Origin of the sequence: Billgrantia pellis (assembly GCF_008297955.1) — a bacterium.
Classification (GTDB): Bacteria; Pseudomonadota; Gammaproteobacteria; order Pseudomonadales; family Halomonadaceae; genus Halomonas; species Halomonas pellis.
Genome location: NZ_VTPY01000003.1, coordinates 524,181 through 549,454 on the forward strand (window position 1 = coordinate 524,181; position 25,274 = coordinate 549,454).

The 25,274-nt window shown below is 61.0% G+C and carries 24 protein-coding genes; 17 read left to right on the forward strand and 7 right to left on the reverse strand.

Annotated elements, in window-relative coordinates; translation table 11 throughout:
- The first annotated feature begins 174 nt into the window (after positions 1-174).
- Positions 175-1,110 carry a LysR family transcriptional regulator gene (locus F0A17_RS08255; RefSeq protein WP_149327866.1) on the forward strand — a complete coding sequence of 312 codons (936 nt, stop codon included), beginning with the start codon at positions 175-177 and terminating at the stop codon, positions 1,108-1,110.
- 65 nt (positions 1,111-1,175) lie between these two features.
- Here the strand turns inward: F0A17_RS08255 and F0A17_RS08260 are convergent, their stop codons facing one another.
- Positions 1,176-2,018, reverse strand: a complete 843-nt coding sequence (locus F0A17_RS08260; RefSeq protein WP_149327867.1) for a GntR family transcriptional regulator — start codon at positions 2,016-2,018, stop codon at positions 1,176-1,178.
- A 127-nt stretch (positions 2,019-2,145) separates the two neighbouring features.
- Between F0A17_RS08260 and F0A17_RS08265 the strand changes: the two genes are divergently transcribed.
- The 10 genes from F0A17_RS08265 (at position 2,146) to F0A17_RS08310 (ending at position 13,086) form a co-directional block, all read left to right on the forward strand.
- Positions 2,146-3,168 carry a Bug family tripartite tricarboxylate transporter substrate binding protein gene (locus tag F0A17_RS08265; protein ID WP_149327868.1) on the forward strand — a complete coding sequence of 341 codons (1,023 nt, stop codon included), beginning with the start codon at positions 2,146-2,148 and terminating at the stop codon, positions 3,166-3,168.
- Positions 3,169-3,217: 49 nt separating this feature from the next.
- Entirely contained in the window at positions 3,218-3,688 is a 471-nt protein-coding gene (locus F0A17_RS08270; protein WP_149327869.1) for a tripartite tricarboxylate transporter TctB family protein, read from the forward strand.
- A gap of 32 nt (positions 3,689-3,720) precedes the next feature.
- Positions 3,721-5,223, forward strand: a complete 1,503-nt coding sequence (locus F0A17_RS08275; RefSeq protein ID WP_149327870.1) for a tripartite tricarboxylate transporter permease — start codon at positions 3,721-3,723, stop codon at positions 5,221-5,223.
- Positions 5,224-5,288: 65 nt separating this feature from the next.
- Entirely contained in the window at positions 5,289-6,194 is a 906-nt protein-coding gene (locus F0A17_RS08280) for a LysR family transcriptional regulator (RefSeq protein ID WP_149327871.1), read from the forward strand.
- 127 nt (positions 6,195-6,321) lie between these two features.
- Positions 6,322-7,236, forward strand: coding sequence for an isocitrate lyase/PEP mutase family protein (locus tag F0A17_RS08285; RefSeq protein ID WP_149327872.1), 915 nt, complete (start codon positions 6,322-6,324; stop codon positions 7,234-7,236).
- Positions 7,233-8,156, forward strand: coding sequence for an isocitrate lyase/PEP mutase family protein (locus F0A17_RS08290; protein WP_149327873.1), 924 nt, complete (start codon positions 7,233-7,235; stop codon positions 8,154-8,156). The genes F0A17_RS08285 and F0A17_RS08290 overlap by 4 nt, the downstream gene beginning before the upstream one ends.
- 72 nt (positions 8,157-8,228) lie before the next feature.
- Positions 8,229-9,230: a TAXI family TRAP transporter solute-binding subunit gene (locus F0A17_RS08295; RefSeq protein WP_149327874.1), complete on the forward strand. Its 1,002-nt coding sequence runs from the start codon at positions 8,229-8,231 to the stop codon at positions 9,228-9,230.
- Between the two features lie 77 nt (positions 9,231-9,307).
- The gene (locus F0A17_RS08300) at positions 9,308-11,173 is read left to right on the forward strand and encodes a TRAP transporter permease (protein ID WP_187774656.1); all 1,866 of its coding nucleotides are present in this window, start codon (positions 9,308-9,310) and stop codon (positions 11,171-11,173) included.
- Entirely contained in the window at positions 11,170-11,829 is a 660-nt protein-coding gene (locus tag F0A17_RS08305) for a cysteine hydrolase family protein (protein ID WP_149327876.1), read from the forward strand. Before F0A17_RS08300 ends, F0A17_RS08305 begins: the two co-directional genes overlap by 4 nt.
- 168 nt (positions 11,830-11,997) lie before the next feature.
- Positions 11,998-13,086: a TauD/TfdA family dioxygenase gene (locus F0A17_RS08310; protein ID WP_149327877.1), complete on the forward strand. Its 1,089-nt coding sequence runs from the start codon at positions 11,998-12,000 to the stop codon at positions 13,084-13,086.
- A 93-nt stretch (positions 13,087-13,179) separates the two neighbouring features.
- Here the strand turns inward: F0A17_RS08310 and F0A17_RS08315 are convergent, their stop codons facing one another.
- From F0A17_RS08315 to F0A17_RS08340, 6 genes are read right to left on the reverse strand one after another with little or no spacing between them, the layout of a single operon-like run.
- Positions 13,180-14,592 carry an FAD-dependent oxidoreductase gene (locus F0A17_RS08315; RefSeq protein ID WP_149327878.1) on the reverse strand — a complete coding sequence of 471 codons (1,413 nt, stop codon included), beginning with the start codon at positions 14,590-14,592 and terminating at the stop codon, positions 13,180-13,182.
- A 9-nt stretch (positions 14,593-14,601) separates the two neighbouring features.
- Positions 14,602-15,537 carry a polysaccharide deacetylase family protein gene (locus tag F0A17_RS08320; RefSeq protein ID WP_149327879.1) on the reverse strand — a complete coding sequence of 312 codons (936 nt, stop codon included), beginning with the start codon at positions 15,535-15,537 and terminating at the stop codon, positions 14,602-14,604.
- A gap of 3 nt (positions 15,538-15,540) precedes the next feature.
- Entirely contained in the window at positions 15,541-16,503 is a 963-nt protein-coding gene (locus tag F0A17_RS08325; RefSeq protein ID WP_228716843.1) for a polysaccharide deacetylase family protein, read from the reverse strand.
- Between the two features lie 17 nt (positions 16,504-16,520).
- Positions 16,521-17,195 (reverse strand): isochorismatase family protein, encoded by a 675-nt coding sequence (locus F0A17_RS08330; protein WP_149327880.1) that lies wholly within the window; start codon positions 17,193-17,195, stop codon positions 16,521-16,523.
- Positions 17,196-17,236: 41 nt separating this feature from the next.
- Entirely contained in the window at positions 17,237-18,112 is an 876-nt protein-coding gene (locus F0A17_RS08335) for an isocitrate lyase/PEP mutase family protein (protein ID WP_149327881.1), read from the reverse strand.
- 49 nt (positions 18,113-18,161) lie between these two features.
- On the reverse strand, positions 18,162-18,737 hold the full coding sequence (locus F0A17_RS08340) for a tautomerase family protein (RefSeq protein ID WP_149327882.1): 576 nt from the start codon (positions 18,735-18,737) through the stop codon (positions 18,162-18,164).
- Positions 18,738-18,894: 157 nt separating this feature from the next.
- On the opposite strand from F0A17_RS08340, the gene F0A17_RS08345 reads away from it, so the two are divergent.
- From F0A17_RS08345 to F0A17_RS08370, 6 genes are all read left to right on the forward strand, one after another.
- Positions 18,895-19,710: a GntR family transcriptional regulator gene (locus tag F0A17_RS08345; protein WP_149327883.1), complete on the forward strand. Its 816-nt coding sequence runs from the start codon at positions 18,895-18,897 to the stop codon at positions 19,708-19,710.
- A 166-nt stretch (positions 19,711-19,876) separates the two neighbouring features.
- Entirely contained in the window at positions 19,877-21,274 is a 1,398-nt protein-coding gene (gene leuC, locus F0A17_RS08350) for a 3-isopropylmalate dehydratase large subunit (protein WP_149327884.1), read from the forward strand.
- A gap of 13 nt (positions 21,275-21,287) precedes the next feature.
- The gene (leuD, locus tag F0A17_RS08355) at positions 21,288-21,923 is read left to right on the forward strand and encodes a 3-isopropylmalate dehydratase small subunit (RefSeq protein WP_149327885.1); all 636 of its coding nucleotides are present in this window, start codon (positions 21,288-21,290) and stop codon (positions 21,921-21,923) included.
- Between the two features lie 69 nt (positions 21,924-21,992).
- Positions 21,993-22,994 (forward strand): TRAP transporter substrate-binding protein DctP, encoded by a 1,002-nt coding sequence (dctP, locus tag F0A17_RS08360; protein WP_149327886.1) that lies wholly within the window; start codon positions 21,993-21,995, stop codon positions 22,992-22,994.
- A gap of 80 nt (positions 22,995-23,074) precedes the next feature.
- Positions 23,075-23,581, forward strand: a complete 507-nt coding sequence (locus tag F0A17_RS08365; protein WP_149327887.1) for a TRAP transporter small permease — start codon at positions 23,075-23,077, stop codon at positions 23,579-23,581.
- Positions 23,581-24,894, forward strand: coding sequence for a TRAP transporter large permease (locus F0A17_RS08370; protein ID WP_149327888.1), 1,314 nt, complete (start codon positions 23,581-23,583; stop codon positions 24,892-24,894). The genes F0A17_RS08365 and F0A17_RS08370 overlap by 1 nt, the downstream gene beginning before the upstream one ends.
- Positions 24,895-25,274: the final 380 nt, after the last annotated feature.

Genomic DNA, 25,274 nt, shown 5'->3' on the forward strand with positions numbered 1-25,274 from the left:
TGTAGTGGTTGTGTGGGTGAGTCGGATTAGACTTTCTGTGTAGAATTACACGAAGCATGATGATTTCGAGTCTATATAGCCGTGGCATGGCGTGACAATCCGTACTTCTTCACATGACTTGTGCAAAGATGCACAAACCATTCAACCTCCAGCCGCTCACCCGAGGCGTGATCCATGCTCGACTGGCAGGACATCCAGATCTTCCTCGAAGTGGCGCGCAGCCAGCGGCTCACCGACGCCGCCCGGCGTCTGGGGCTCGACCATTCCACCCTATCGCGCCGGACCCGCCGCTTCGAGCAAAAACTCAATACCCAGCTCTTCGAGCGTAGCACTCATGGCTATCACCTGACCGAGGCCGGTCAGCAGCTGCTGGCCCATGCCGAAGAGATGGCCCGTCATGCTTTCGAGGCGGGCGAGAGCCTTTCCGACAAGAACCGTCAGCTCAGCGGGCAGATTCGCCTAGGCGTCACCGAAGGCTTTGGCACCTGGGTGATCGCCCCGCTGCTCTCGTCCTTCTGCGAGCGCCATCCTGGCATCACGCTGGATCTGCTCGCCCTGCCCCGGGTGGTCAACCTGAGTCGCCACGAAGCCGACCTGGCGATCACCGTGGAGCGCCCGGCAAGCCAGGGGCTGGTTATTTCGCGGCTCTGCGACTACCGGCTGAAACTCTACGGCAGCGAGAGCTACTTCCGCCGCCACGGTCGCCTTGCCCGGCTCGCTGACCTGGGCGGCCATCGCCTGATTGGCTATGTGGACGATCTGATCTTCAGCGAGCAGCTCAGCTATCTCGATCCATTGCTCGACCCGGCGGTAGTAGGCCAAGCGGGGCCACACTTCTCGATTCGCAGCACTAGCGTGACCACCCAGCACGCCGCCGCCCTGCAGGGCGCGGGGCTCGCCGTGCTGCCCTGTTTCATGGCCGAGACCAACGACAGACTTCACAGCGTGCTGGACGATGAGGTGGAGATCGTGCGCCAGTTCTGGATCACCGCGCGCCAGGAGCAGCGCCGCCTGGCGCGGGTGAGGCTGCTGTGGGACTTCCTGCGCGAGGCGCTGGAAGCCAACCGGGCGCTGTTAATGGGCGAGGCGCGAGAGTTGGTGCTGCCCTAGTTCAGGGCTGTGCTAGGTGGCAATCCGAAACTTGCCGAATCAGGAAGAGGCCCCATGCCGATGCATCATGCCTCCCAGAAACGCTTATCGTCACGAGTCTTGCGCCCCAGTGACATCTGATGCTCATAGGTGTCGGGACGATAGAATCCCTCGATATACTCGACAGGACAGTCGTCCTCGGCAAATACCGTGCGCCGAATGCACAGTAGGGCATCACCCGGCTCCATATCGAGTAAACCGGCCTGGCTGGGAGTGGCCAATTTGGCGGTGATAGTCTGTTCCGCCCTGGTCACCTTGGCCCCCCCACGTTCCAGCAGCAGCAACAACGGCTGGGAAGCCAGATCCGATTCAGAAAAAGTGCGGCCGATTGGCTCCGGCACATAGGTGACCAATAACGAGAAGGGCAATTCGCGGTGGCTGCGGATTCGCGTAGCTTTCTGCACCAGCGCTCCGGGCAGCACGTCCAGGGCCTGCGCAACCTCCGCCGTGGCCGCCACATACCCGAAATCGATCACCTTTACATCAGTCTTGAGCCCCATGGCGATAAGGTTCTCGATCACGCCCGAGATACTCGCCTGCACCGGCGACGCCTCGTTGGAGGCGACCGGGAAGGTACCTTTTCCACGGTAGCGAACCACCAGCCCTTCACGATCCAGACGCTCCATCGCCTTGCGGACGGTGATACGAGAAACTTGAAACTGTTCGCTCAAGGCAATCTCGTTGGGCAGCGGCTGCTCTGAGGTGTAATGACCTTCGAGGATCGCCTGGCGCAAAACCAAGTAAACGCGATGATGCTTCGGCCACGGATCGCTGGCATGCCGTCTTAGCTGGCGTTTCGAGAGGTCTGCCACTGCGCCTCCTTTGGAGTTGGTATTACGGCTGTTTCCGGGTTGACGGCTTTCGCTCATCCGACCTCATGTCCTATTGACATAACAAAATTACCATGCATCAATGACCCTTGCCAGTTCAAGCTTCATCTCGATGAGCCAACTTGTTGAAACCATCCCATCATAACAATCACAGCGGAGATGCCTGATGAAACACCACCTCCAATCATGCAAGCTCACTGCCTCCCTCAAACGCTGCACGCCCAAGCTAATCGGCGGCATCTCATCTTTCCTACTTGCTAGCCTAGTCAGTGCTGCCCAGGCCGACTGGCCACAAAGCCCCATCGAAATTGTCGTACCTTTCGACGCCGGCGGAAGCGCCGACCGGATGGCACGCGGCTTGGCCGAACACATGTCGCCGCGCCTGGAGGTGCCGGTAAGCATCATCAATCGCCCAGGGGGCGCCGGCGCACTGGGGGCCACCTATTTTCAACAGCAGGCCGCCGATGGACATACCCTGCTGGTCATGCAGGCGACGCCTTACCTCGCCAGCGCCATCGAGGTCGGAGGTGCGCCCGTCGAGTGGGATGATTTCCAACTACTCAGCGCGCAATGGAACGACTATGGCATCGTCGCCGTTCATAATGACAGCCCCTATCAGTCCCTCGAGGAACTGGTCGAGGCGATGCGCGAGCCCGGCAAAGTCAGTTCAGGCATCATCGTCGGCAACGGCGGCCACTTGCAAACGCTGGTAATAATGGATGCGCTCGATATCGAGCACGACAACGTACGCTTCGTCACCTATAGCGGGGGCGCCCCGCTGCGCGCGGCATTGGCCGGCAACCAGGTCGACTTCGAGATCCTGGCTGCCGAAGCAGCACTGACCATAAGTGACGAAGTGCGCGCCCTAGCGGTCGTCAACGACACGCCCAGCGACAACTGGGACGCCCCGCTGTTAAATGATGAAATGGAGCGCCTTGATGTCGAGCCGCTACCGCTGATGGGTGGCAATGTCACCGGCCTGATCGCTCATGCCTCGTTGCAGGAAGAGTATCCAGAGCGCTATGAACGGCTGCTCCAGGTCTATCAGGAGACACTTGAGAGCGATGAGTACCAGGCCTGGGCAAAAGATGCCGGTATCGGTGCCGAATGGGTCAGCCCCGAAGAGAGTCAACAATTAGTCGACGAGGCCTACCGCACCGTCCAGCAGTACGCGCCGCTGCTGAAATGACGTTGGCGCTCGACTCCGCCTACATGGGTTGACCTTGCGGGAGGCATATATGGCAGCTTCGACACAGCGACACGGTTTTCCCCTCGGCAGCGTGTTGTTTTCGCTGTCTCTGGTCGCCCTATTCGGTTACTACGCCCATGACGTTCACGCCGCCGCACGCGGCGTCACCGACTGGCTGCTGATAGTGCCAGCCGCCGGCATCGGCATTACCGCGCTACTGGTCACCGTCGGTACCCAGGTCATCGACTGGTATCGGCAGTCCGACGCCGCCAAACATGCCGAGGGTGACGCCTCGGCGCTGCCCGCGGTGCTGTTCATGGGGCTGCTCACCCTCTACGTGGCAACGATTCCGATCATCGGCTTCGATCTCGGCAGCTTGCTGTTCCTATGCCTGGCGCTCTATTTGCAGGGCGAGAAGCGCTGGTGGGTAATGGTCGGCTTCAGCGCGCTGGTCTCGGGCATTATCGTGCTGCTGTTCGTCAAACTGCTAGGTATTCGCTTGCCCACCCTGCTGCTGTGACCCATTCGCTCTGAAAAGAGGCTCCCCGCCACATGATCAACGCCGAGGCCTTCCACGCTGCCCTCAACCTGCTAGGAAACACCCCGGCCGCCTGGCTGGTGGTGCCGCCAGGACTGATCATCGGATTGTTCTTTGGCTCGATTCCGGGTTTGTCGATCTCGATCGCCATGGCGGTGTTTCTACCCGCCACGCTATACATGGATTTTCTGCCGGCGATCCTGTTCCTTACCGCCATTTTTACCGGAGGCGGCTTCGGTGGGGCGATTCCTGCGATCATGCTCAACATTCCCGGCACTTCCTCTTCGGTGGCTACCGCTTTCGACGGTTACCCCATGGCCCGGCGCGGCGAGCACGCCCAAGCACTGGGCATCGGCTTGGTCGCCTCGGTACTCGGCACCCTGATCGGCTACTTGCTACTGTTATTCACCGTTCAAACGATCTCCCAGTGGGTGCTTCGCCTCGGTCCCACCGAGATGCTGGTAGTGGCGATTTGGGGCGTCACGCTGATCGCCGTACTCAACGATGCGAGCATTTCCAAGGGCATCGCAGCCGGTATTCTCGGTATCCTGATCAGCACTATCGGCTACAGCGACGCCGGCCAGATGCGCGGCACCTTCGGCAGCATGTATCTGCTCGACGGCATCCCAGTCATTCCTGCACTGATCGGCTTCTTTGCCGCTTCGGAGCTGTTCAACCTGATTGGCAAACGCTACATCGTCGAAGACAGCCGCCTGCGTGTGGTGCGATTCCGCCACATTCTTAGCGGAATGGTGACGGCAGCCAGCAAGCCATTCCAACTGCTGCGCGGCGGCAGCATGGGCGCTGTCATCGGCGCCATTCCCGGTGTCGGCGCCAGCATCGCCAACCTTGCCGCCTACGCCACCGCCAAACAGCGTTCAAAAAATCCAGCCTCGTTCGGCAAGGGCAATCCATCGGGGCTGATCGCCGCCGAATCGGCCAACAGTAGCTCTGAAGGTGGTTCGATGATCACCCTACTGGCACTGGGGCTGCCCGGTGGCGCCGGCACCGCCGTACTTCTCGGTGCCTTCGCCCTGCACAATGTCACCGGTGGACCACGCTTCATCCGCGAAAACCCCGATATTGTCTATGCCTTGATCCTTGGCAATATGGCCCAAGCATTGCTGCTGCTGCTGGTCGGACTTGGGTTCATCTTTCTGGCCGGCTATATCGTGAAGCTTTCGCTCAAGCTGATGATCCCCATCGTGATGGTGCTGTCGGTGATCGGGGCCTACGCCATCACCGGTAACATGGTCGGCCCTATCACTGTCGTGGCTACCGGTATCATCGGCTGGCTGATGCGCCGCTACAGGTTCCCGGTCGCCGCCACTGTCGTCGGTCTGCTGGTCGGCGGCATGGCCGAAGGCGAGCTGGTACGCAGCATGCAGATCAGCGGTGGCAACCTCGCATTCGTCGCCGATCGCCCCATCACTCTCGTACTGCTGACTCTGCTACTCCTCTCGGTTTTACCGCGCATCATCGGCAGCCTCGTCAAGCGCCGCCGCGCCACTTCTTGACATTGATTGCGGGCTCTTCGTGACCTCTCCCACCACCAGCCGACCACCGGCGCAAGGAGCAAGACATGCGGCTCGAGTTCCTGATCACCGTAATGACCATCGTCGACAAGGGCAGCTTTGCCTTGGCAGCCAAGGCCGTCAATATCACGCCCAGCGCAGTCAGCATGCAGGTCAAGACGGTAGAGCAGTATTTCGAGAAGACGCTGTTCAACCGCACGGGACAATCGGTCACCCCGACGCCATTCGCTCGCGATCTCTGCCAACGGGTAGGGCCGTTGCTCAAGGAAGTCGAGCAACTGCGCAATGGTCAGCAGACATCGATTGCGGGCCGCCTTAAATTGGGGACCATCAGCATCATGCAGCCGGTCATCCTGCCGCCTCTCTTCAATCAGCTCAGGCAAAGCGCTCCCGGCCTAGAAATTACTTGTGTTCCAGGACGCTCACAAGAGCTGATCGAAGCCGTCAAGGTCGGCGACCTAGATGCTGCCATCGTGGCAGAACCAGCCACTGCCAACCACCGACAACTGGAATGGCAGCTGCTTAAAGAGACTCCCTTCTGTTTAATCAGTCCACGACGAACGGAAAATGCCGATAACATCCAATCTTTATCGAGTCAGCCTTGGATTGCTTATGATCGGACGACGTCTTTGGGAAAGTTATCACGGCATCTTGCCATGACACTCTTTGGCGGAAAGCCTCCTTCTCTTGAACTTCAGTCACTTGAAGGCGTGATATCCATGGTTTCATCGGGTTACGGATCAGCCGTTGTCATTCTTCCCGACCCTCGCCTGGCAAAGAATTATGACATAGAGACGATTCCGCTAAATTACGATACGCCAAATCTACGCTTCTCATTGGTAAACAGAAAAATAGAGAATCGCGACAAGCTATTGATTATCACTAAAAAAATCTTGAAAGATTTTTCGTCCATAGACAATCTTTCATCATCAAAAAAGCTCAATACAGAATAAAGAAAAAATCACTGGCCTTAGCTCTCCATTTTGTTAGCTTATCATAAAGCCGGCACGCTAAAGAGTGCTACGACCGAGGCAGCAACAATCTAAAGCAAGAAAAATTACCTAGAGATATTAGAAAAACATGAGACCAACAACAATACTCAAGTCGCTCATCGAGCGCCCTGAAATACTCGTCATGCCTGGCGCCTACGATCCGATTTCGGCAAAACTTGTCCAGCAGGCCGGGTTCGAAGCCACGCAAATCAGTGGACTTGGCGTTTCGGCCGGACATCTCGGGATGCCGGATGTCAGTCTTCTCTCACTTTCCGACATGTGTGACCGCACACGCGCCATCGTGAACGCCACGTCACTACCGGTGATGGCGGACGGCGATACCGGTTTCGGCAATGCCGTCAATGTCTGGTACACCGTACAGGGAATCGAAGCAACCGGCGCGGCCGGCATCAATCTCGAAGATCAGGTAATGCCCAAGCGCTGCGGCCATTTGGAAGGCAAGGAGGTCATTGCCTGCGCAGATATGGTCGGCAAGATCCGTGCTGCCGTCGATGCCCGCAAGGACCCCGACTTCGTCATCAACGCCCGTACCGATGCTCTGGCAGTCGAGGGACTCGCTGCGACCATCGATCGTGCCAACGCGTATTTCGACGCCGGAGCCAACATGGTCTTCGTCGACGGAGCCGATAACCTCGACACCATCTCGGCCATGGCCGATGCCTTTCGCGGCCCCCTAGCCATCAACATGGTCGAGGGCGGCAAGACGCCTGACATGACCTTCGACGAACTCCAACACCGTGGCGTCGCCCGTGTCAGCCTGCCCGTCAGTACCCTGCTTAGTGCCATTCACGGTATGCAGCGGGCACTAGCGCACATTCGCCATGCAGGCACCACGGCGGCCGACTCGACGATGTTTGCCGACTTTACCGAGACCCACAGCCTGATGGGCATGGATCACGTATACGATCTCGAACGCCGCTTCATGTCACCCCACCAGTGGGCCGAGAAGTACTCAAGCGTCACAGCCAGGAGAAGCACATGACTACCGCTGTAACTCGCCGGCCAGGCTATCCCCTGGGCCTCGCCCAGGCCCAAGGGCGTAGCGCCAGGCTAAGAGAGCTGATCAACCGCGAAACCTTGACCATGGCACCAGGCTGTTTCGATTGCCTCACCGCAAGGCTGGTCGCCGAGGCAGGCTTTCCTGCCGCTTACATCACCGGCTCGGGTGTCTCGATGAGCGCTCTGGGAGCCCCCGATATCGGTGTCATCTCCTTTGCCGAAGTCGCCGAGCGTGCGCGACGCATCGCCGATGTCGTTGAGATCCCCATCATCTGTGACGTCGATACCGGCTATGGCGGCCCACTCAACGTAGTGCGCACCGTTCGCGAACTGGAGCGAGCCGGCGTCAGTGCCATGCAGATTGAAGATCAAACCTGGCCGAAGAAGTGCGGCCATGAACTTGGCCGCAAGCTGGTCGACATCACAGAAATGGAAGGACGAATCAAAGCTGCCGTGGATGCTCGGGATGACGCCGACGTGATGATCATCGCCAGGACAGATGCGCGTACCGGTCATGGTCTGGCAGAAGCCCTCGACCGCGCGATGGCCTATCGCGAAGCTGGCGCCGACATCATTTTCGTCGAATCACCCGAGAGCCAGGCGGAGATGCGACAAATCAACCAACGCCTGCAATGCCCCACCCTAGCCAACATGGTAGAAGGTGGCCGCACCCCCTTTCTTGACTCAGCAACACTTACTGCACTCGGCTATCGCCTGGCCATCTATCCCAATTCACTGACGCGCCTGTTCGGCTTTCAGGGCGCCAAGCTACTTGCCACTCTCGCCAAGAGCGGCAGCACCGAGCCGATGCGTGACCAAATGCTCGACCACCATGGCCTCTGGTCACTGTTCGACTATTCGGAATGGACATCATTGGAGGAACGCTTCACTGAGCCCAGCTGAGTGCTTTCGACACAACAACAAGAACGCCTTCATTCCTATCGCCGCTGCGATAACAATAAGAGGTAGATCCCCATGCGACTCGCAAAAATCTTGCACAAGACCCCTCTCGCTGCCGGTATCGGCACCGCACTGCTCCTCGCCTTACCCTTCAGCGCCCAGGCACAAACGCAACTCTCCGTGGGCACCACCAGCCAGGCCTCCTCTCTCTACGCCTATTTCGTAGCCGTCTCCCAGTTGCTGAATGCCAAGCTCGACGACGTCAATCACTCCGTGCTCGAGACGGGCGGCGGTCTCGACAACATGCGTCGTTTGAGTGAAGGTCAGGTCGACTGGGCGATGATGGCCGAACCCGATCTATTTGAATATTACCAAGGGCTTGGTCCATTCGAAGGCGACCCAAACCCCAACTTCCGGACTTTCTGGGTCACCACCCCCTTGGCTTACCTGACAGTGGTTGATGCCAACTCCGACGTGACCTCCTACTCCGACCTCGGCGGCAAGGCGTTCAGTGGCGGTGGGCGTGGCTCCGGCACAGAGCGTGCCACCTTCGAGGCCATGGAGGCCCTCGGCGTTGAGCCCAATTGGTTTCGCACCGGTATGAGCGATGCGGTTACCGCCTTTCAAGACCGCCGAATCATCGGTTTTACCAAGGCAGGCCCACCCAATGCTCCCGACAGCGCCATCATGGATGCCGAAACCACTCGTGATATTCGCATTCTGGGCTGGACGGCGGACGAAATCGAGCAGGTCCAAGCCGAATACCCGCACTTCGACTTCATGGCCGTTGACGAAACCCCCTACGAAACCGGCCCCATGAATCTGCGTGTGGTGTTTATCACCATCGGAACTACCACCGATCTCCCCGAGGATACCGCCTACGACATCTTCAAAACCGTGGTCGAAAATGTCGACACCGTCGCCGAGTCCTACTCGGCCATCAAGGGTCTAAACATCATTGAGCAGACTCTGGAACGCGGCCAGACGCCGCTCCATGCCGGCGTAGCACGCTACATCCTGGAACAGGGATATGAAATCCCCGAGCGCCTGATGCCAGATGAGCTCGAGGAGGGTTGACCGTGACCCCAGAGTCCCCCGTTTCGGCGCCCGTTAAGGGTGCCGTCTATTCTCCCATGGTGCGCTTTCGCGGCCACTTGATCGCCCTGCTCAGCACTACCATGGTGATGTTCCACCTTTACACCGGTGCCTTTGGCTCCTTTCCCGACCTGATTCAGCGTTCACTCCACGTTGGAGGCACCCTGATATTGGCATTTTGCCTTTACGACATGCGCCGAGATGACGCACGCAATACCCCGCTTGGGCTGATCGACATTGGCGTCATCATCGGCATCGTTACCGTAATCGGTCACCTGATCTGGAGCTATGACCGTATCATGGGCTTCACCTTCAGAATGACCCAAGTCGATTTCATCTTTGCGATCATCGCGACTCTGCTGGTACTCGAAGGTTGCCGTCGGGTGATCGGCTGGACCATACCCGCGCTCGGGATTGCTGGGCTCACCTATGCCTTAGCCGGCCCCAGCCTGCCCGGTCCACTGGCCCACGGCGGCCTTGACCCACGTTTCGCCGCGGAAGTTCTCTACCTCTCGACCCGTGGCCTGTTCGGCATGGTTACAGGTATTTCAGCCACGGTGATCGCCATGTTCGTTATCTTTGGCGCCGTGCTGCTGCGCACCGGTGGCGGCCAGACCTTCATGGATCTCGCCATGATTATCGGTGGCCGAACCACTGGAGGCGGTGCCAAGGTCGCCACCATCTCCAGCGCCATGTTCGGCAGCGTTTCCGGCTCAGCCGCAGCGAATGTGGCCACTACCGGTGCCTTCACCATCCCCTTGATGAAAAAGCTGGGCTACAGACCCACGTTTGCCGGAGCAGTCGAGTCCGTTGCCTCCACTGGCGGGCAGATCATGCCTCCCATCATGGGAGCCGGCGCCTTCATCATGGCTGAGCTTATCGGGATCTCGTATATCACCATCATGGTCGCGGCTATCGTCCCGGCCTTGCTCTATTTTATTGGCTGCCTGGCCGGGATTCATTTCGAGTCCAAGCGACTTGGTTACAAGCCGATGACACGCGATGAGCTGCCCCGCGCCAAGGACGTGCTGACTCTGCGCCGTGCCGGCCCGGTATTCCTCTCGTTGGGCACCCTTATCACTTTGTTGGTACGTGGCTTCTCGCCAGCCATGGCCGCCTTTACCGCCACCGCCATCCTGGTGGTGCTTTTCTTGCTCGGCACGCGGTGTTGGTCCGACTTCAAAGTACGGCTCAACAATCTCCGAGAAGGCTGTATCGATGCGGGGATTGGCCTGGTTGCCATCGCCGTACTCATTGCCGGCGCGCAGATTCTCCTGGCAATGATTTCGACTACCGGCATGGGGGTCACCTTTACCTCGGCCATTATCGGCCTGGGCGAGGACCACCTGCTGATCTCACTGATGCTGGCCATGGTCGTCGCCATGCTGCTCGGCACCGGACTACCAACCGCTGCCGCCTACATGTTGGCCGCCGCTGTCGTGGCGCCGGCGCTTGTACGGCTCGGCGTGGAACCCATTGCCGCGCATATGTTCATCTTCTACTTCAGCATCCTTGCCGGCCTTACTCCGCCGCTGTGCGCCACGGTATTCATCAGCGCCAGCATGGCCAAAGCCAGTTGGCTACCCACCAGCATCACGGCCATTCGGCTCTCACTGGTCGCATTCATCATCCCGTTCGTCTTTGTCTTCCACCCTGAAATACTGATGATCGGTGATGGGCTGACCATCGCTGCCTACGCCATTACCGGTCTGATAGGCGTCACGCTGATCGGAGCTGCGATGTCCGGGTATCTGGTTTTCCCACTGGCGTATTGGGAACGACTGCTGTTCTCGCTGTCTGCCTTCGGCCTGATCGCTCCAGGCGTTCTTCTCCCCGTCATCGGCGGCGCGCTGCTGCTGTTTATGTTGGCCATTCACATGCTGCGTAACAAGACGACGTATCACATCAGCAAGGAGACGACATGATCACCCTGCATGGAAAGACGGTTCGGCAAACGCTGGAGGAGGTGCTCGTTCCCGAGTCGATTGCCTTGGTAGCCATCGATATACAGAACGACTTCTTCGAGGCTGAAGGTGTTTTCGCCCAAGCTGGCAGAGACATGTCCTTGGCACAGGCCCACCTGCCCAATATGCGCAGGTTCATTGCCGAGTGGCAATCCATGGACTTGCTCACGGTCTTCGTGCGTCAAATCACTTTGCCCGATGGGCGGGGTGATAGCCCCGCCTGGTTACGTCTCAAGGTTCGAGATGGCAAGAGTCCCAGTTACACACTGGAAGGCTCCTGGGGGGCCAGGTTCTGTGACGGTATTGAGCCACGAGAAAAAGACCCCATTATCGAGAAGCTGCGTCCAGACGCCTTCCTGGGCACAAGTTTGGACATGATTCTCAAGGCTAACGGCATCGATTCCGTAGTACTGATCGGTGCCAATACAGAAGGCTGTGTCGAGTCATCCGTGCGCAGCTGTGCCCATCACGACTACTACACTGTCGTTGCGGAAGATGCCGTGGCCAGCAGCAATGTCCAGTTCCACGCTGCCTCGCTGGTTTTTATGAAAAATCGCTTCCTCGTAGCACCTTCAACACGCATCCTCGATACACTCAAAGCCAACCTCGAGCAGTAGCTCGCCTTTATTATCCGCCTTTCTCATTAGCCAGTGGGGACACTGGCTGTCGCACCAGTTTTTCTTGAGACAAGATTTCAAGAATATCGTTTTTGTTAAACAGACGACATCGCTAACCTGTAAATCGCATGAAACACCATTTACTAAGATAATGCGAGGTAAAATTGAATGAATCAGATCGCGCAATGTCGTTCATGGCTGAGCCGTGACGTGGAAAGAGATACAAGCTGGGTTCGCTTTCTCTCCGACGCAGCCATTGAGGATATTGACAGCGCATTGCAGCATGCCAAGTCAACTTCAAAACCCTTGCTCTCGCTGACACCGAACGATTTCCCCCTTGCCCAAGCCGGGCTCGAGGAGATCCAGGCTGCCTACGCCAGCACCCAGCAGGGGTGGGGCTTTTGCCTGCTCAAGGGCTTCCCCGTCGAGCGCTATAGTGTCGATGAAATCAAGACACTTTACTGGGGAATCGGCCTACACGTCGGCGTTGCCCGCACCCAGAACAAGAACAGTGATATCATGACATCGGTCAAAGACACCGGCGGCCAGTACAAAGTCAACGGTGGACGTGGCTATAACACCAATGCCGGCCTCGACTTTCACGTCGACTTCTGCGATGTCGTCTCTCTTCTATGCATTCATCCGGCCAAATCCGGTGGCACTAGCTTGATCACCAGTTCATTGGCGATATACGAAGAGCTCAAGCGCACTCGCCCCGATCTGGAAGCGGCTTTGCAAAAACCGTTTTACTTCAGCCTGCAAGGAGCTGGAGCAAATGATGAGCCAAACATCTACCCCTGCCCACTTTACGGTGAATCACAGGGTTATCCTGCCTTCCGTACCAACCGTAAGAACATCACCGCGGCCCAAGAATATTTCGATGATGTACCGCGTCTGGAAGACGACCAGATCGAAGTACTCGATTGGCTGGACGAGATGCTCAAGGAGCCTAGATTCTGTTTCTCAATGAACATCGAAAAAGGCGATATACAGCTCCTCAATAATTATACCGTCGTGCATTCAAGAACCGACTTCGAGGATTATGAAGAGGAATTCCGTAAACGACATCTGCTGCGCTTATGGATGACCATTCCTGGTTCCCAACCGCTACCCGACACTTGGCGCATGGCCTTCAAGGATATCCGTGCCGGCGCCGTGCGCGGTGGCAACCGCGGCAAGGGCATCACCGATGATTTCCTTGCGTATGAACGGCGCCAAGCTAACTATCATCACATGCATAATATTTTCAGCGGCTAAGCTAACCGTTGGGTTTTCTGCTCAACGCGAGGGAGCGGGTCGGCTCGGCCGAAGGAAAAGGGCCTGAGCCAGGCCCCTCTCGCGGCAAACCGACTAAGCCGCCGATTCGCATGAGAGCTTCCGTGCCGCCTCTCGGCCGGCGATGGCGCCCAGCACCACCGCACTGAGCAGGCCGTTGCCGGAGAGATAGCCGCTATCCCCGGAACCGGATACCCCGCGCGCCGCGCCGCCAGCGGCGAAAAGGTTAGCGAAAGTGGCTCCGTCCTTGCGCAGCACGCGCGCTTGGGTGTTCACCTCGAGCCCGCCCTGGGTGTGGAACAGCGCCCCGGTGACCTTGATGGCGTGATAGGGCGCCACCAATAGATCCTCGGCGCTGAAGGTCCGACCAAAGGCATCGGCCTCACCGTTCCCGGCCAAGGTGTGCATCTCGGCAAAAGTGGCCTGAAGGGCATCCCGCGGCAGCGCCAGGCCGACGGCCATGTCTTCCAGACTGTCGAAAGTGCGTACCGCACCGGCGATATGGGCGTTGCGGTAGTCCTCGAATTCCAGCGCCGCCTGGTGGATGCGCCGGTCGAACAGGTTCCAGGCCATGCTGCCCGGCTGGGCCAGCACCTTGGCCGCCTGTTCCGAATAGCCGCCGTGCTCATTGGAGAAACGCTGCCCCTCGGCGTTGACCTGCACCCCGCCGCGCATCATCACCGCCCAGGTGATCAGGGTCTGGTGCGGCATCGCCAGCGAGCCGTGGCCCTGGCAGGCACCTAGATCCTTCAAGCTGGCACCCATGGCCTCGCCCCACAGCAGGGCATCGCCCTGATTACCCTCGTGGCCGTAGTAGAGCGCATCCTTCAGTGCCGGCAAGTGGCGTACCACCAGCTCGGGATTGCCGCCATAGCCGTTGCAGGCCAGAATCAGGGCGTCGCAGCCGATGGATTCCCGACTGCCATTGGGACGTGCCAGGGTCACGCCGTGCACCCGGCCGCTATCGTCGACGTGCAGGTCCACCACCTGGGCTTCGGTGAGCAGGTCGATGCCTGCCGCCTCCACGGCATTGAGCAGGCTGCCCATCAGCTCCTCTCCGGTGCGCCGCGGAGTGGCATGCATGCGCATGCGGCTGTGGCCGGGGTAGAGGAAGCCCTCCACCAGGTCGAAGGGAACGCCGTGAGCGTCGGCCAGCCACTCCACCACGCCGGCGGAGGCCTCGGCCAAGGCACGCACGATGGCCGGATCCGCCTCGTATCCGTTCTTGCGCTGGATATCCTGGGCCATCAGCTCGGGACTGTCCTTGACGCCTTTTTCGTCCTGGAAGCGCGTGCCCGCCGCCGGAATGAATCCCTGGGACATGGAGGTACTGCCCCGCGGCAGCGCGTCGCGCTCCAGCACCACCGAATCCATACCGAACTGCTTGGCGGCGAGTGCCGCCACCAAACCGCAGGCGCCAGCGCCCACGATGACCAGCGGCACGTGCGCCTCGAACGCCTCACCGCTACCAACAGCCACGATAGCCATGATGTCTCCTCAGTCGTTGTCGCCGGCCTGGGCCCGATAGGCGTCGAGAATTTCCCCCGCCGGCGCCTGCCACACCTCGGCATGCGCAGCAATGTGGTCGAGCACCGCTTCCAGACAGCCGATGCGATGCGGCTGGCCGACCAGCCAGGGGTGCAGATTGAGCGCCAGCAGCCGGCCGCCCTGTGCCCTGCCCTCCTCCAGCAGGAAATCGAAGGCGTCTGTCACCTGGTTCACCCAGCTGTCCTCCGAATGCAGGTTCTGGCACATCACGAACTGATCTTCGATCTCGGTCGAGAGCGGCATCATGGTCAGCTCGCCCCGCTCGGTGGCGAAGGCGTAGGGCATGTCATCGTTGATCCAATCGCCGCAGTACTCGATGCCGTTCTCGGCGAGCAGCTCCGGCGTGTTCCAGCTCTGGTGCTTGGCCGGACTCAGCCAGCCGCGAATGCGCTGGCCGGTCAGCTCGCGCAGGGTCTCGACCGAGCGCCGCACGACCGCGGCCTCCTCGTCGCGATCCTGGCCGCCGTAGTGCAGATGGTCCATGTTCCAGCCGTGGCACAGGAACTCGCCGCCGTAAGCCCTGAGCCGCTCCAGCAGATAGGGTGTCCGCTCGGCAAGCTGGGCGTTGATCGCCCAGGTGGGGCGAACGCCGCGCTGCTCGAAGGCGGCCAGCAGGCGGTAGATGCCTACCCGGTTGCCATAGTCGCGCAGCGAGTAGTGGCGCAGGTCGGGATAGGGCATGGTCATGCCGTTGGGCACCTTGAATGGCACGCCGCGCTGATTGAGCGGGTAGAACTGCAGCGAGACGTTGATCCATACCGCCAGCGGCTTGTCGCCGGGCCAGCGGATCGTTCGGCGGTCGCCGAGCATCGACCAGGCATAGCGGTCGTGATCGTAGCCGTGGCGCCGCCAGGGGTAGTGCAGGTATTCCGGTCCTAGGGACATCTCTCAGCTCCTCCCTGCCGTGGCGGCCTTGGCCTCGATGTCGCGCAGGGCGTCGTCGTAGTGATGAGCGAGGTAGTGCTGGGCGATCTCGCGGCCGGTGGCGACCCACACGTCGCTGTGGCCGGTGATGTACTCCAATGCCTCCTCGAAGGCCTTGATGCGGTGCGGGCAGCTGACCTGGTAGTTATGGGTGGGAATGCACATCACCGTGCCCGACTCGGCGCCCTCGGCGTAGAGCCGGTCGAAATGGCGCTTGAGCATGGTCAGGTAGTGACGTGGCTCTACCTTGTTCACCGCATAGACGATGGTGTCGTTCATCTCCAGTGAATAGGGCATGGAGATGAAGCGCCGCCCCGAGCGCAGGTGGATCGGCGTGGGCTGGTCGTCGTGGAACAGGTCGCAGGTGTAGATGCCACCCTCTTCGCCGAACAGCTCCTGGCCCACCTCGGCAAACAGGTCGAGGGTATGCTCGGAGTGGGACAGCGCCGGCGCCAGATAGCCGGCACACTTCTGCCCGGTATGGCGGTGGATCGTCTCGATGCCGTCGCGGATCATCTCCCGCTCCTGGGCCTCGCTCAGGCCGTAGGTGTAGCGGGTGTTGTAGATGCCGTGGCTGAAGAACTCCCAGTCGCGCTCGCGACACATCGTGATGATCTCGGGGTGATGCTCGCACAGCGCCACCGAGAGCGACACCGAGCCGCGAATCCCGTACTTGTCGAGCAGCGCCATTTGGCGCTCATGCCCGACCCGGTTGCCGTAGTCGCGAATGCTGTAGCCGGGCACCGAGGGGTGCGGCGTGGGCCATGGCTTGCGCTGTGGGTTGGTCGGCGGGTCGAGCTCGTAGTACTCGATATTGGGGGCCACCCAGAAGGCCACCCGGGCCCCGTTCGGCCAGGTGATCTTCGGCCGATCCTCGTAGGGCCAGTAGTCATAGGCGCCCAGCCGCTCTTTCATTTCTGCCTGCATCTCAGCCTCCTTGCCGCTCAGGCCTGCTCGGCCGCACGTGTCTCGAGCCAGGCCAGCACGTCGGCCACGTTCATCACGTCGGCGTACTTCAGGTGCAGGTCGGTGAGGTTGGCGTAGTGGTAGCTCTCGTGCTTGTCGGCCACGCACTCCATGGGCACGATGGTGCGGTAACCCCGCGACAGGCTGTCCACGGCGGTGGCGCGGATGCAGCCGGAGGTGGAGCCGCCGGTGACGATCACGGTATCGACCTGGTGCCACACTAGCAGCGATTGCAGCGGGGTCTCGAAGAAGGCCGAGGGCATGCGCTTGGTGTAGATGACGTCGCGCGGGTCGATCTCCACCCGCTCGTCGAAGGCGGCACGGTCGGAGCCATACTTGATGTTCTGCAGCGAGTCGGGGGTGTCGGTGCGCGTGCCCCATACGCCGGCATCCTCGGCGGAATCGAGGAAGGCCACGTGAGTCCACACCACTGGCCAGCCGAGCCGGCGAAAGCCGCGCGCCAGTTGGTTGACGTACTCGAGCTGGCGAGGGTCGGTCTCGTAGGCGGTCTTGTAGAGGTCGGTGCGGGTATACGCCTTCTGCGGATCGACGTTGATCAGCACCGCCTTGCGGCCGAAGCCGAACGGCACGCGCTGAGGGCTGGCCATCGCCTCGAAGAAAATTTCCTTGGCGGTCTTGTCGGTCGAGATCATGCGCTCTCTCCTTGTCGATGTGCGTGTCATTGTCCTGAGCGTCAACGGCCGTCGTATTTCTCGCCCAGCTCAAGCATCTTGCGGGTGCCCAGCACCTCGTTGAGCTGGCCGAAGTCGAGCATGCGCTCGCGGAAGGCGTCAGTGGTGCCGTCGCGACGCAGGATGTCGAAGAACTGCCCCGCCATGTGAGTAAAGGCACGCACCAGGGCACCGGGGAAGATCACCAATGAAAAGCCCCGCTCTTGCAGCGCCCGGGCGTTCTGCAGCGGCGTGTCGCCCCCTTCCACCATGTTGGCCATGATTGGGATCTGGCCGCGGAACTCCGCCATGATGCTGGCGATATCATCGTCGCTGCGAATGCCCTCGATGAACAGCATGTCGACACCGGCCTCGCGGTAGGCGCGGGCGCGCTCGATGGCCCGCTCGGTACCCTCCACCGCCACCGCGTCGGTGCGGCCGATGATCAAGGTCGAGTCGCTGTCGCGAGCATCCAGCGCGGCCTTGAGTTTGCCCACCATCTCCTCCTCGGGCACCAGGGTTTTGCCGCGCAGGTGACCGCAGCGCTTGGGGTAGGTCTGATCCTCCAGTTGGATGGCGTTAGCTCCCGCGCGCTCCAGCAGGCGTACGCTGCGCATTACGTTCATGGCGTTGCCGAAACCGGTATCGCCGTCGACCACCACGGAAAGCTCGGTGCGCTCGCGGATATGCGACATCACGTCGTTGACCTCGCTCACGCTGACCAGGCCGATGTCGGGGCGACCGAGTTGGGTGTAGGCGATACTGGCCCCGGAGAGATAGACGGTATCGAAGCCGGCATCGGCGGCGAGCGAGGCGCTCAGGGCGTCGTATACGCCCGGCGCCACGACGATCTCGGGGGCGTGCAGCCTGGCCTTCAGATCGCTGGCAGAAAGAATCATGAAGCAAGTTTCCTCGGACGGTCGTTAAAGTAGGGGCAAGCAACCCGGCTCAGCAGCGCGCCAGCGCCAGGTCGTTCCAAACCTGCTGCCGGGCGATCCGGCCATGGCGGAGTTCGAAGCGATCGATAAAGCGCACGCCAGCGAAGGGTGTCCCGTCGAGCCATTCGCCGCGCAGCTCACCGTGGCATACCACCGTGATACGTTCGCCTTCGTCGCAGGTTTCGAGGACGTCGATGCGCTTGCTCACGCAGCGATAGCGCTCGGCGGCCCACGCCACCAGCTCGTCCAGGCGCGTCATCTCGACGCCGCCGGGGAAGACCATGGAAAACCCCGCATCGAGCCAAGATTCGGCGCGCGACAGGTCGCGCACCTCCATGGCGTCGAGAAAGCCGCGCACCACCTCCTCGGGCACCGTGCCCGGTATCTCAGCGGTCGCGGCCTTCCCCGGCATTCGTGGACGGCCGCCACGCATGTAGGCATCGGGCTCCACTTCGTGCAGCAACACGGTGACACCTTCCGGATCCGCGGCAATGCTGCGTCGCACGGCATCGGTCAGGTGCGCGCAAAGGCGCTGCTTGAGTTCGGTGGAGTAGCCGCGGATCAGGCTGACCTGAATGACGGGCATGAAGGGTTCTCCCCAGGAAGCCTTTGTCGTAGTTTGGCGCTATTCTTTGGGATGCATGGTACACAAAGCTGTCCTATGCATAATACATTTCTATGTCTACTCAAGGCATCGCGTCAAGCGCTTCATTACGACCCGCATAACGAACAAGGACCGAACCATGAATGATACGCATGCGAACTCCATCGGGGGCACCAAGTCCCATCGCATCTATCTGCTGCTCAAGGATGCGATCCTCAGCGGCCGTCTGGCACCGGGGCGCAAGCTGCCCGGCGAGCTGAAGCTGGCGGAGCAGTACGGCGTGTCGCGGGTCACGGTCAGACGCGCCATGCAAGCCCTCAACGAGGCGGGCCTGGTGGCGCGCAAGCCGGGGCTCGGCACCGTGGTGCTGCAGCAGCCGCTGGACGCCACGGTGATGACCGCCAGCGTCGCCAACCTGCTGCCCAACATGGTCAAGATGAGCAAGGCCTCGCACGTGCGGCTGCTGGAGTTCTGCTATATCAAGCCACCGGAGCCGGTGCGCGAGGGCCTTGGGCTGCGCGATGGCGAACGCGTACAGCGCTCGATCCGCGTGCGCATGGCCGATGACAAGCCATTCTCTTACCTGGTGACGCACGTACCGGAGCGCATCGCCCTGCACTACAACGAGGCGGACCTGTCCCAGACACCGCTGTTCGCCCTTCTCGAGCGCAGCGGTGTGAGGGTCGACCATGCCGCTCAGACCATCTCGGCCACCTTGGCCACCCACGAGGTCGCCGAAGCGCTGGACGTCTCGGTGGGCTCACCGCTGATCGCGCTGACCCGCGTGGTGTATGACGAAGAGGGGCGCGGGGTGGAACACCTCGATGCGCTCTACCGCCCCGACCGCTACCGCATCCAGATCGATCTCAACCGTACCGGCGACGAGGCGGCCCGCTATTGGGAACCGATGGCACCGGAATCGCAGCGTATGGAAACGGAACCTCACGAGGCCTGAATCATCAGCATGCTTCGCCACAAAATGTCCTATTTTTGATACAGGTAACATAGCAAATAAAATACATTTGACCTGTGACGTACGGCTGAGATAGTTGTATGGATAGTGATACGCGAAGTGGCATGACGCCACTCACCCTTGACGTAGCCTCGGTGAAGCGACCGACATGACCAAGCCAACGACCCTGTTCGACAAGGTGTGGGATGCCCACGAGGTCCTGCGCAGCGAAAGTGGCCAGAGCCTGCTATGGATCGACCGCCATTTCGTGCACGAAGGCTCCTTCCATGCCTTCAGCAAGCTGCACGAACGCTCGCTGTCGGTAGCTCGCCCCGATCTCACCTTCGGCATCGCCGACCACTACGTGCCGACCCTGACCCGCCGCCTCGATGCCATCGGCGACGCCAAGGTGCGCGGCATGATCGAGCAGCTCGCCGACAATACCCGAGAGCACGGCATCACCCTGTTCGGCCTCGACGACCCGCGCCAAGGCATCGTCCATGTGCTCGGCCCCGAACAGGGCCTGACCCAGCCTGGCCTGCTGATGGTGTGCGGCGATAGTCACACCTCGACCCATGGCGCTCTGGGCAGCATCGCCTTCGGTATCGGTGCTTCGGAAGTGGCGCACGTGCTGGCCACCCAGACCTTGTGGCAGAGCCGCCCGAAGAAGATGCGCCTGAGCTTGGAGGGCGAGTTGTCCCCCGGCATCACGGCCAAGGACATCGCCTTGACCTGGATCGCTCGCCTGGGGGCCGACGGCGCACGCGGCTATGCCATCGAATACGCCGGCAGCGCCATTCGCCGCCTGTCCATGGAGGCGCGCCTGACGCTGTGCAACCTCACCATTGAGGGCGGTGCCCGCTGCGGCATGATCGCTCCCGACGAGACTACCTTCGACTACTTGCTCGGGCGCCCCTTCGCCCCACGGGGAGAGCGCTGGGACCAGGCGCTGGCCTACTGGCAAACGCTGAAAAGCGACGACGACGCCCAATTCGACCGAGAAGAGACGCTGGATGCCACCGAGATCGCTCCCACCGTAACCTGGGGCGTCTCGCCGGAAGAGGCGCTGCCCATCGACCAGTATGTCCCCGATCCATCGCGGATCGATGATGACGCCCGCGCTCGCCAGGTGCGCGATAGCCTCGACTACATGGGTCTCGTGCCCGGCCAGCAGCTCACCGACATCGCCATCGACAGGATCTTCATCGGTTCCTGCACCAACGCCCGCCTGGAGGACCTGCGCGCCGCCGCCGCAGTGCTGAAAGGTCGCCGTAGCAAGGTGCCGGGCATCGTCTCGCCCGGCTCCACCCAGGTGAAGCGACAGGCGGAGGCCGAGGGGCTCGACGCCGTGTTTCGCGAGGCAGGGCTGGAATGGCGTGAATCCGGCTGCTCCATGTGCGTGGGCATGAACGGCGACTTGGTGCCAGCCGGCGAACGCTGCGCCTCCACCACCAACCGCAACTTCAAGGGTCGCCAGGGGCCAGGCGCCAGGACCCACCTGATGTCGCCGGCGATGGTGGCTGCGGCGGCCGTGGCTGGCCGCCTGGCCGACGTACGCCAGCTGTGACAGGAGCCGAGTGATGGAACCGATCAAGATCATCGACGCCCCGGCCTGCCCGCTGCCGCTGGCCAACGTGGACACCGACCAGCTGATTCCGGCCCGTTTCATGAAGGAGCCGCGCAGCGTCGGCTACGGCCAGTTCCTGCTCCACGATCTGCGCCACGACGGGAGCGGACGTCCAGCCGAGCGTTTCATCCTCAACCACCCCCAGGTCGCTGAGGCGAAGACGCTGGTGGCGCGGCGCAACTTCGGCGCCGGCTCGTCGCGAGAGGCGGCGGTCTACGCCCTGGTGGACTTCGGTTTTCGCTGCGTGATCGCACCGAGCTTCGGCGATATTTTCGCCTCCAACGCGGTCAATAACGGCCTGTTGCCGGCCACGGTCAGCGAGGCGGACGCCGAAGCCCTGCTCGCGGCCCTGGGGGATGCCCCCGGCCTGCTGCAGGTCGACCTGGAGACGCAGCGCATCGGCGTCGGCGATCTGAGCGTGACGTTTTTCATCGCGCCCACTTGGCGCACCAAGCTGCTCAACGGCTGGGACGACATCGACATGACCCGGCAGCACGCAGAGACGATCCGGCGTTTTGCCGACGACTATGCAAGCCAACGCCCCTGGTTACAGGCGACACCTTCGACGGAGATCATTACCCGGAGCTGACACCGGCGACCGCCCTTGGGGTACATGACAAGCCACAACACGAATACCGCTGTCACAAGGAGAACAACCATGAAAAAACCGCTCATCGCCTCCCTAGGCTTTGCCGCCCTAGCGGTCTCCGGCCACGCCCTGGCCGTTGACCGCATCTCCGCCGTTCATGCCTTCCCGCCCTCGCTGATCTATACCCAGAGCTTCCTCGAGTTCGTCGACAAGGTGAACGAGCGTGGGGAGGGCGTGGTGCAGATCGACGTGCGCGGCGGCCCCGAGGTGATCGGCCTTTCCGAACAGCCGGACGCCGTGCGCAACGGTGTGGTCAACATGGCCTACACCGCGGCGAGTTTCTATGCCGGCACCGTGCCCGAGCGAGACGCCATGGTGGCGTCCAATACCAACGCCATCTTCGCCCGCGAGAATGGCGGCATCGACCTGCTCAACCAGATCCATCAGGAGAAGATGGGCGTCTATTATCTGGGCTGGTTCGATAGCGGTGTGAGCTACAATCTCTACACCATCGACGAGCCGCAGTTGGACGACGAAGGCAACCTCAGCGTCTCTGGCCTTACCTTGCGCAGCAATCCGGTATATGACGCCTTCTTCCAGGACTATCTTGGCGCCCAGCCAATCAGCCTGCCGACGACCGACGTCTACGCGGCGCTTGAGCGCAACGTGGTCAACGCCACCGGCTGGACCCAGATCGGCCTGAAGGACCTCAACTGGGATCGTTTCCTCAACTACCGCATCGACCCCGCCTTCTTCTCTACCGACATGGGCGTGATCGTCAATCTGGACAGCTGGAACGGCCTCAGCGTAGAGGCGCGCGACATCCTGCAGAAAGTCGCCATCGAACACGAACGCGAGAGCGCCGAGCGTTTCGAGGTGCTGGCCCAGGAGCAGCAGGCCGCACTGGAAGCCGACGGCATGAAGGTCTTCCGCCTGGAAGGCGAGGCCGCCGAACGTTTCTCCGAGGCCGCCCGTGAGGCCACCTGGGAGCGCATGCGCCGCCAGATGGAACGCCATCCCATGGGCTTGAAGCACTACGATGAACTGATCGAAAAATTCAACGATCTGTAAGTATCGCGAGGCCTGCCGCCATGCAGCCGGCCTCGTGATTCAGCTCCGTTCCCACCCTCACTTCGCGTCCAGGTATTCCTATGCATTACGCGAGTCGTGCTTATCGGCTGTTGCTCAACGGCATGGCCCTGGTGGCCGCTACCATGCTGGTGTGGTTGATGATTGCCATCGTGCTTTCCGTGGTGATTCGCAACCTGGGCCTGCAGCCCTCGGCGTGGTTTTTCCTTTCCACCGAGTACGCCATGTTCTACCTGACGCTGCTGGGAGCGCCCTGGCTGGTCAGGCACAAGGGGCACGTGCATATCGAGCTGCTCACCTCGCTGCTGCCGCCGTCGGCGCTTCAGGTGCTGAGCCGCCTGGTCGCCCTGCTGTGCATGGCGGTGTGCGTGGTGCTCGCCTGGAAAGGCTATGACTTGGTGTCAATGAATCTCGCACGCAACGACTACGACGTACGCGCCTTCTTCGTGCCGAAGTGGATCCTCACCGTCGCCTATCCGGTGTGCTTCATCATGATGGCCATCGAGTTCGCCCGCTTCGTGGTGGGGCGGGACATCCTTCACAGTGGCGAAGCGGGGATCAAAGAATAATGGAATGGTATCTGGCCCTGGCCTTTCTTCTGGCTCTGATCCTCGGTTTCATGGCCATCGGCACGCCCATTGCCCTGGCCTTCCTGGCGGCCAACGTCATCGGCGCCTGGCACTTCATGGGCGGCCAGAACGGCCTCATCCAGCTGCTCAACAACGGCTTCGGCGCACTCTCCAGTTTCAACCTGGTACCGATTCCTCTGTTCTTGCTGATGGGGGAGCTGTTCTTTCGCACCGGCCTTGGCATGCGCATGTTCAACGCTATCGACCAGCTCATGGGCAAGGTGCCTGGGCGGCTTTCCTATGTCACCGTGGTGGGCGGTACCGGCTTCTCCACCCTGAGCGGCTCATCGATGGGCTCCACCGCGCTGATGGGCTCGCTGCTGGTGCCGGAAATGGAGCGTCGCGGCTACCATAAGCGCATGGCCATCGGCCCGATCCTGGGCACCGGAGGGCTTGCCATCATCATCCCGCCTTCGGCGCTGGCGGTACTGCTGGCCACGCTGGCCAAGGTCGACATCGGCGCCCTGCTGATCGCCGGCATCATGCCCGGCCTGGTATTGGCGGGGCTCTACATGGCCACCATCTGGCTTCAGACCCGGCTCGATCCCGGCGCGGCACCCAACTACGAACTCGAGCCGGTGCCACTGGCGAAGAAGCTGCGCCTGATCGTCACCGACATCCTGCCGATGATCAGCGTGATGGTCGTGATCGTGGCGCTGATGCTGGTCGGCTTCGCTACCCCCTCCGAGGCCGCGGCGTTCGGTGCTCTTGGCGCCATCGTGCTGGCGGCGATCTTCCGTTGCATGACTTGGGAGGCGTTCAAGCTCTCGGTCATCGGGGCACTGAAGGTCACGCTGATGGCCTATCTGATCGTGTTCGGCTCCGCCACCTTCAGCCAGCTGCTAGCCTTTTCGGGTGCTTCCAGCGGGCTGATTCAGTGGGCCACCAGCTTCGATTTGGCGCCGATCCTGATGCTGCTGGCCATGTTCGCGGTGCTGCTGGTGCTCGGCACCTTCATGGAACAGATCTCGATCATGATGCTGACGGTGCCATTCTTCTTCCCGCTGGCCCAAGTGCTCGGCTTCGATCCCATCTGGTTCGGCATCATCATGCTGCTGGCTCTGGAGATCAGCTTCTCCACGCCGCCGTTGGGGCTCTTGCTGTTCGTCATGAAGGGTGTGGCGCCCCAGGGCACCAGCATGCGCGAAATCTACGCCGCAGCGATCCCCTACATCCTTTGCTCGATGCTGCTGGTGGCCATCCTGATCGTATTTCCCGGCATCGCTACCTGGCTACCCGGCATGATCAACTGAGCCAGGCCCAGGTCAGCTGCGCTGCTGAAACGCAGTGCGCAGATGATCGGACGGGGCAGACCGGAAGTCGACTCTGGTGCCTCGACACCAGGCTCCAGAGCCAAGGTCTTTACAAAGGCGGCTGCGCAAGCGCAGCCGTCTTTGCGTCAATTCGACACCATTGCATGCCCATTCGGCACCAATTGGACTTTTCCGCGACGGGGCAGTAGGGTAGAGCCCCCTTGGATCGGGTTACAACGCTTGCCATCGATCCTGACAGGTCCCGCCACGGGACACCCTGGTCTTGCCTGAACGCAGACTGGATCACCGGCACTTTCGACTGTCCGTCGTCGACGTCATCGATAGAAAGGGAATCCATGTCGCCTCACTATGCCGACGAG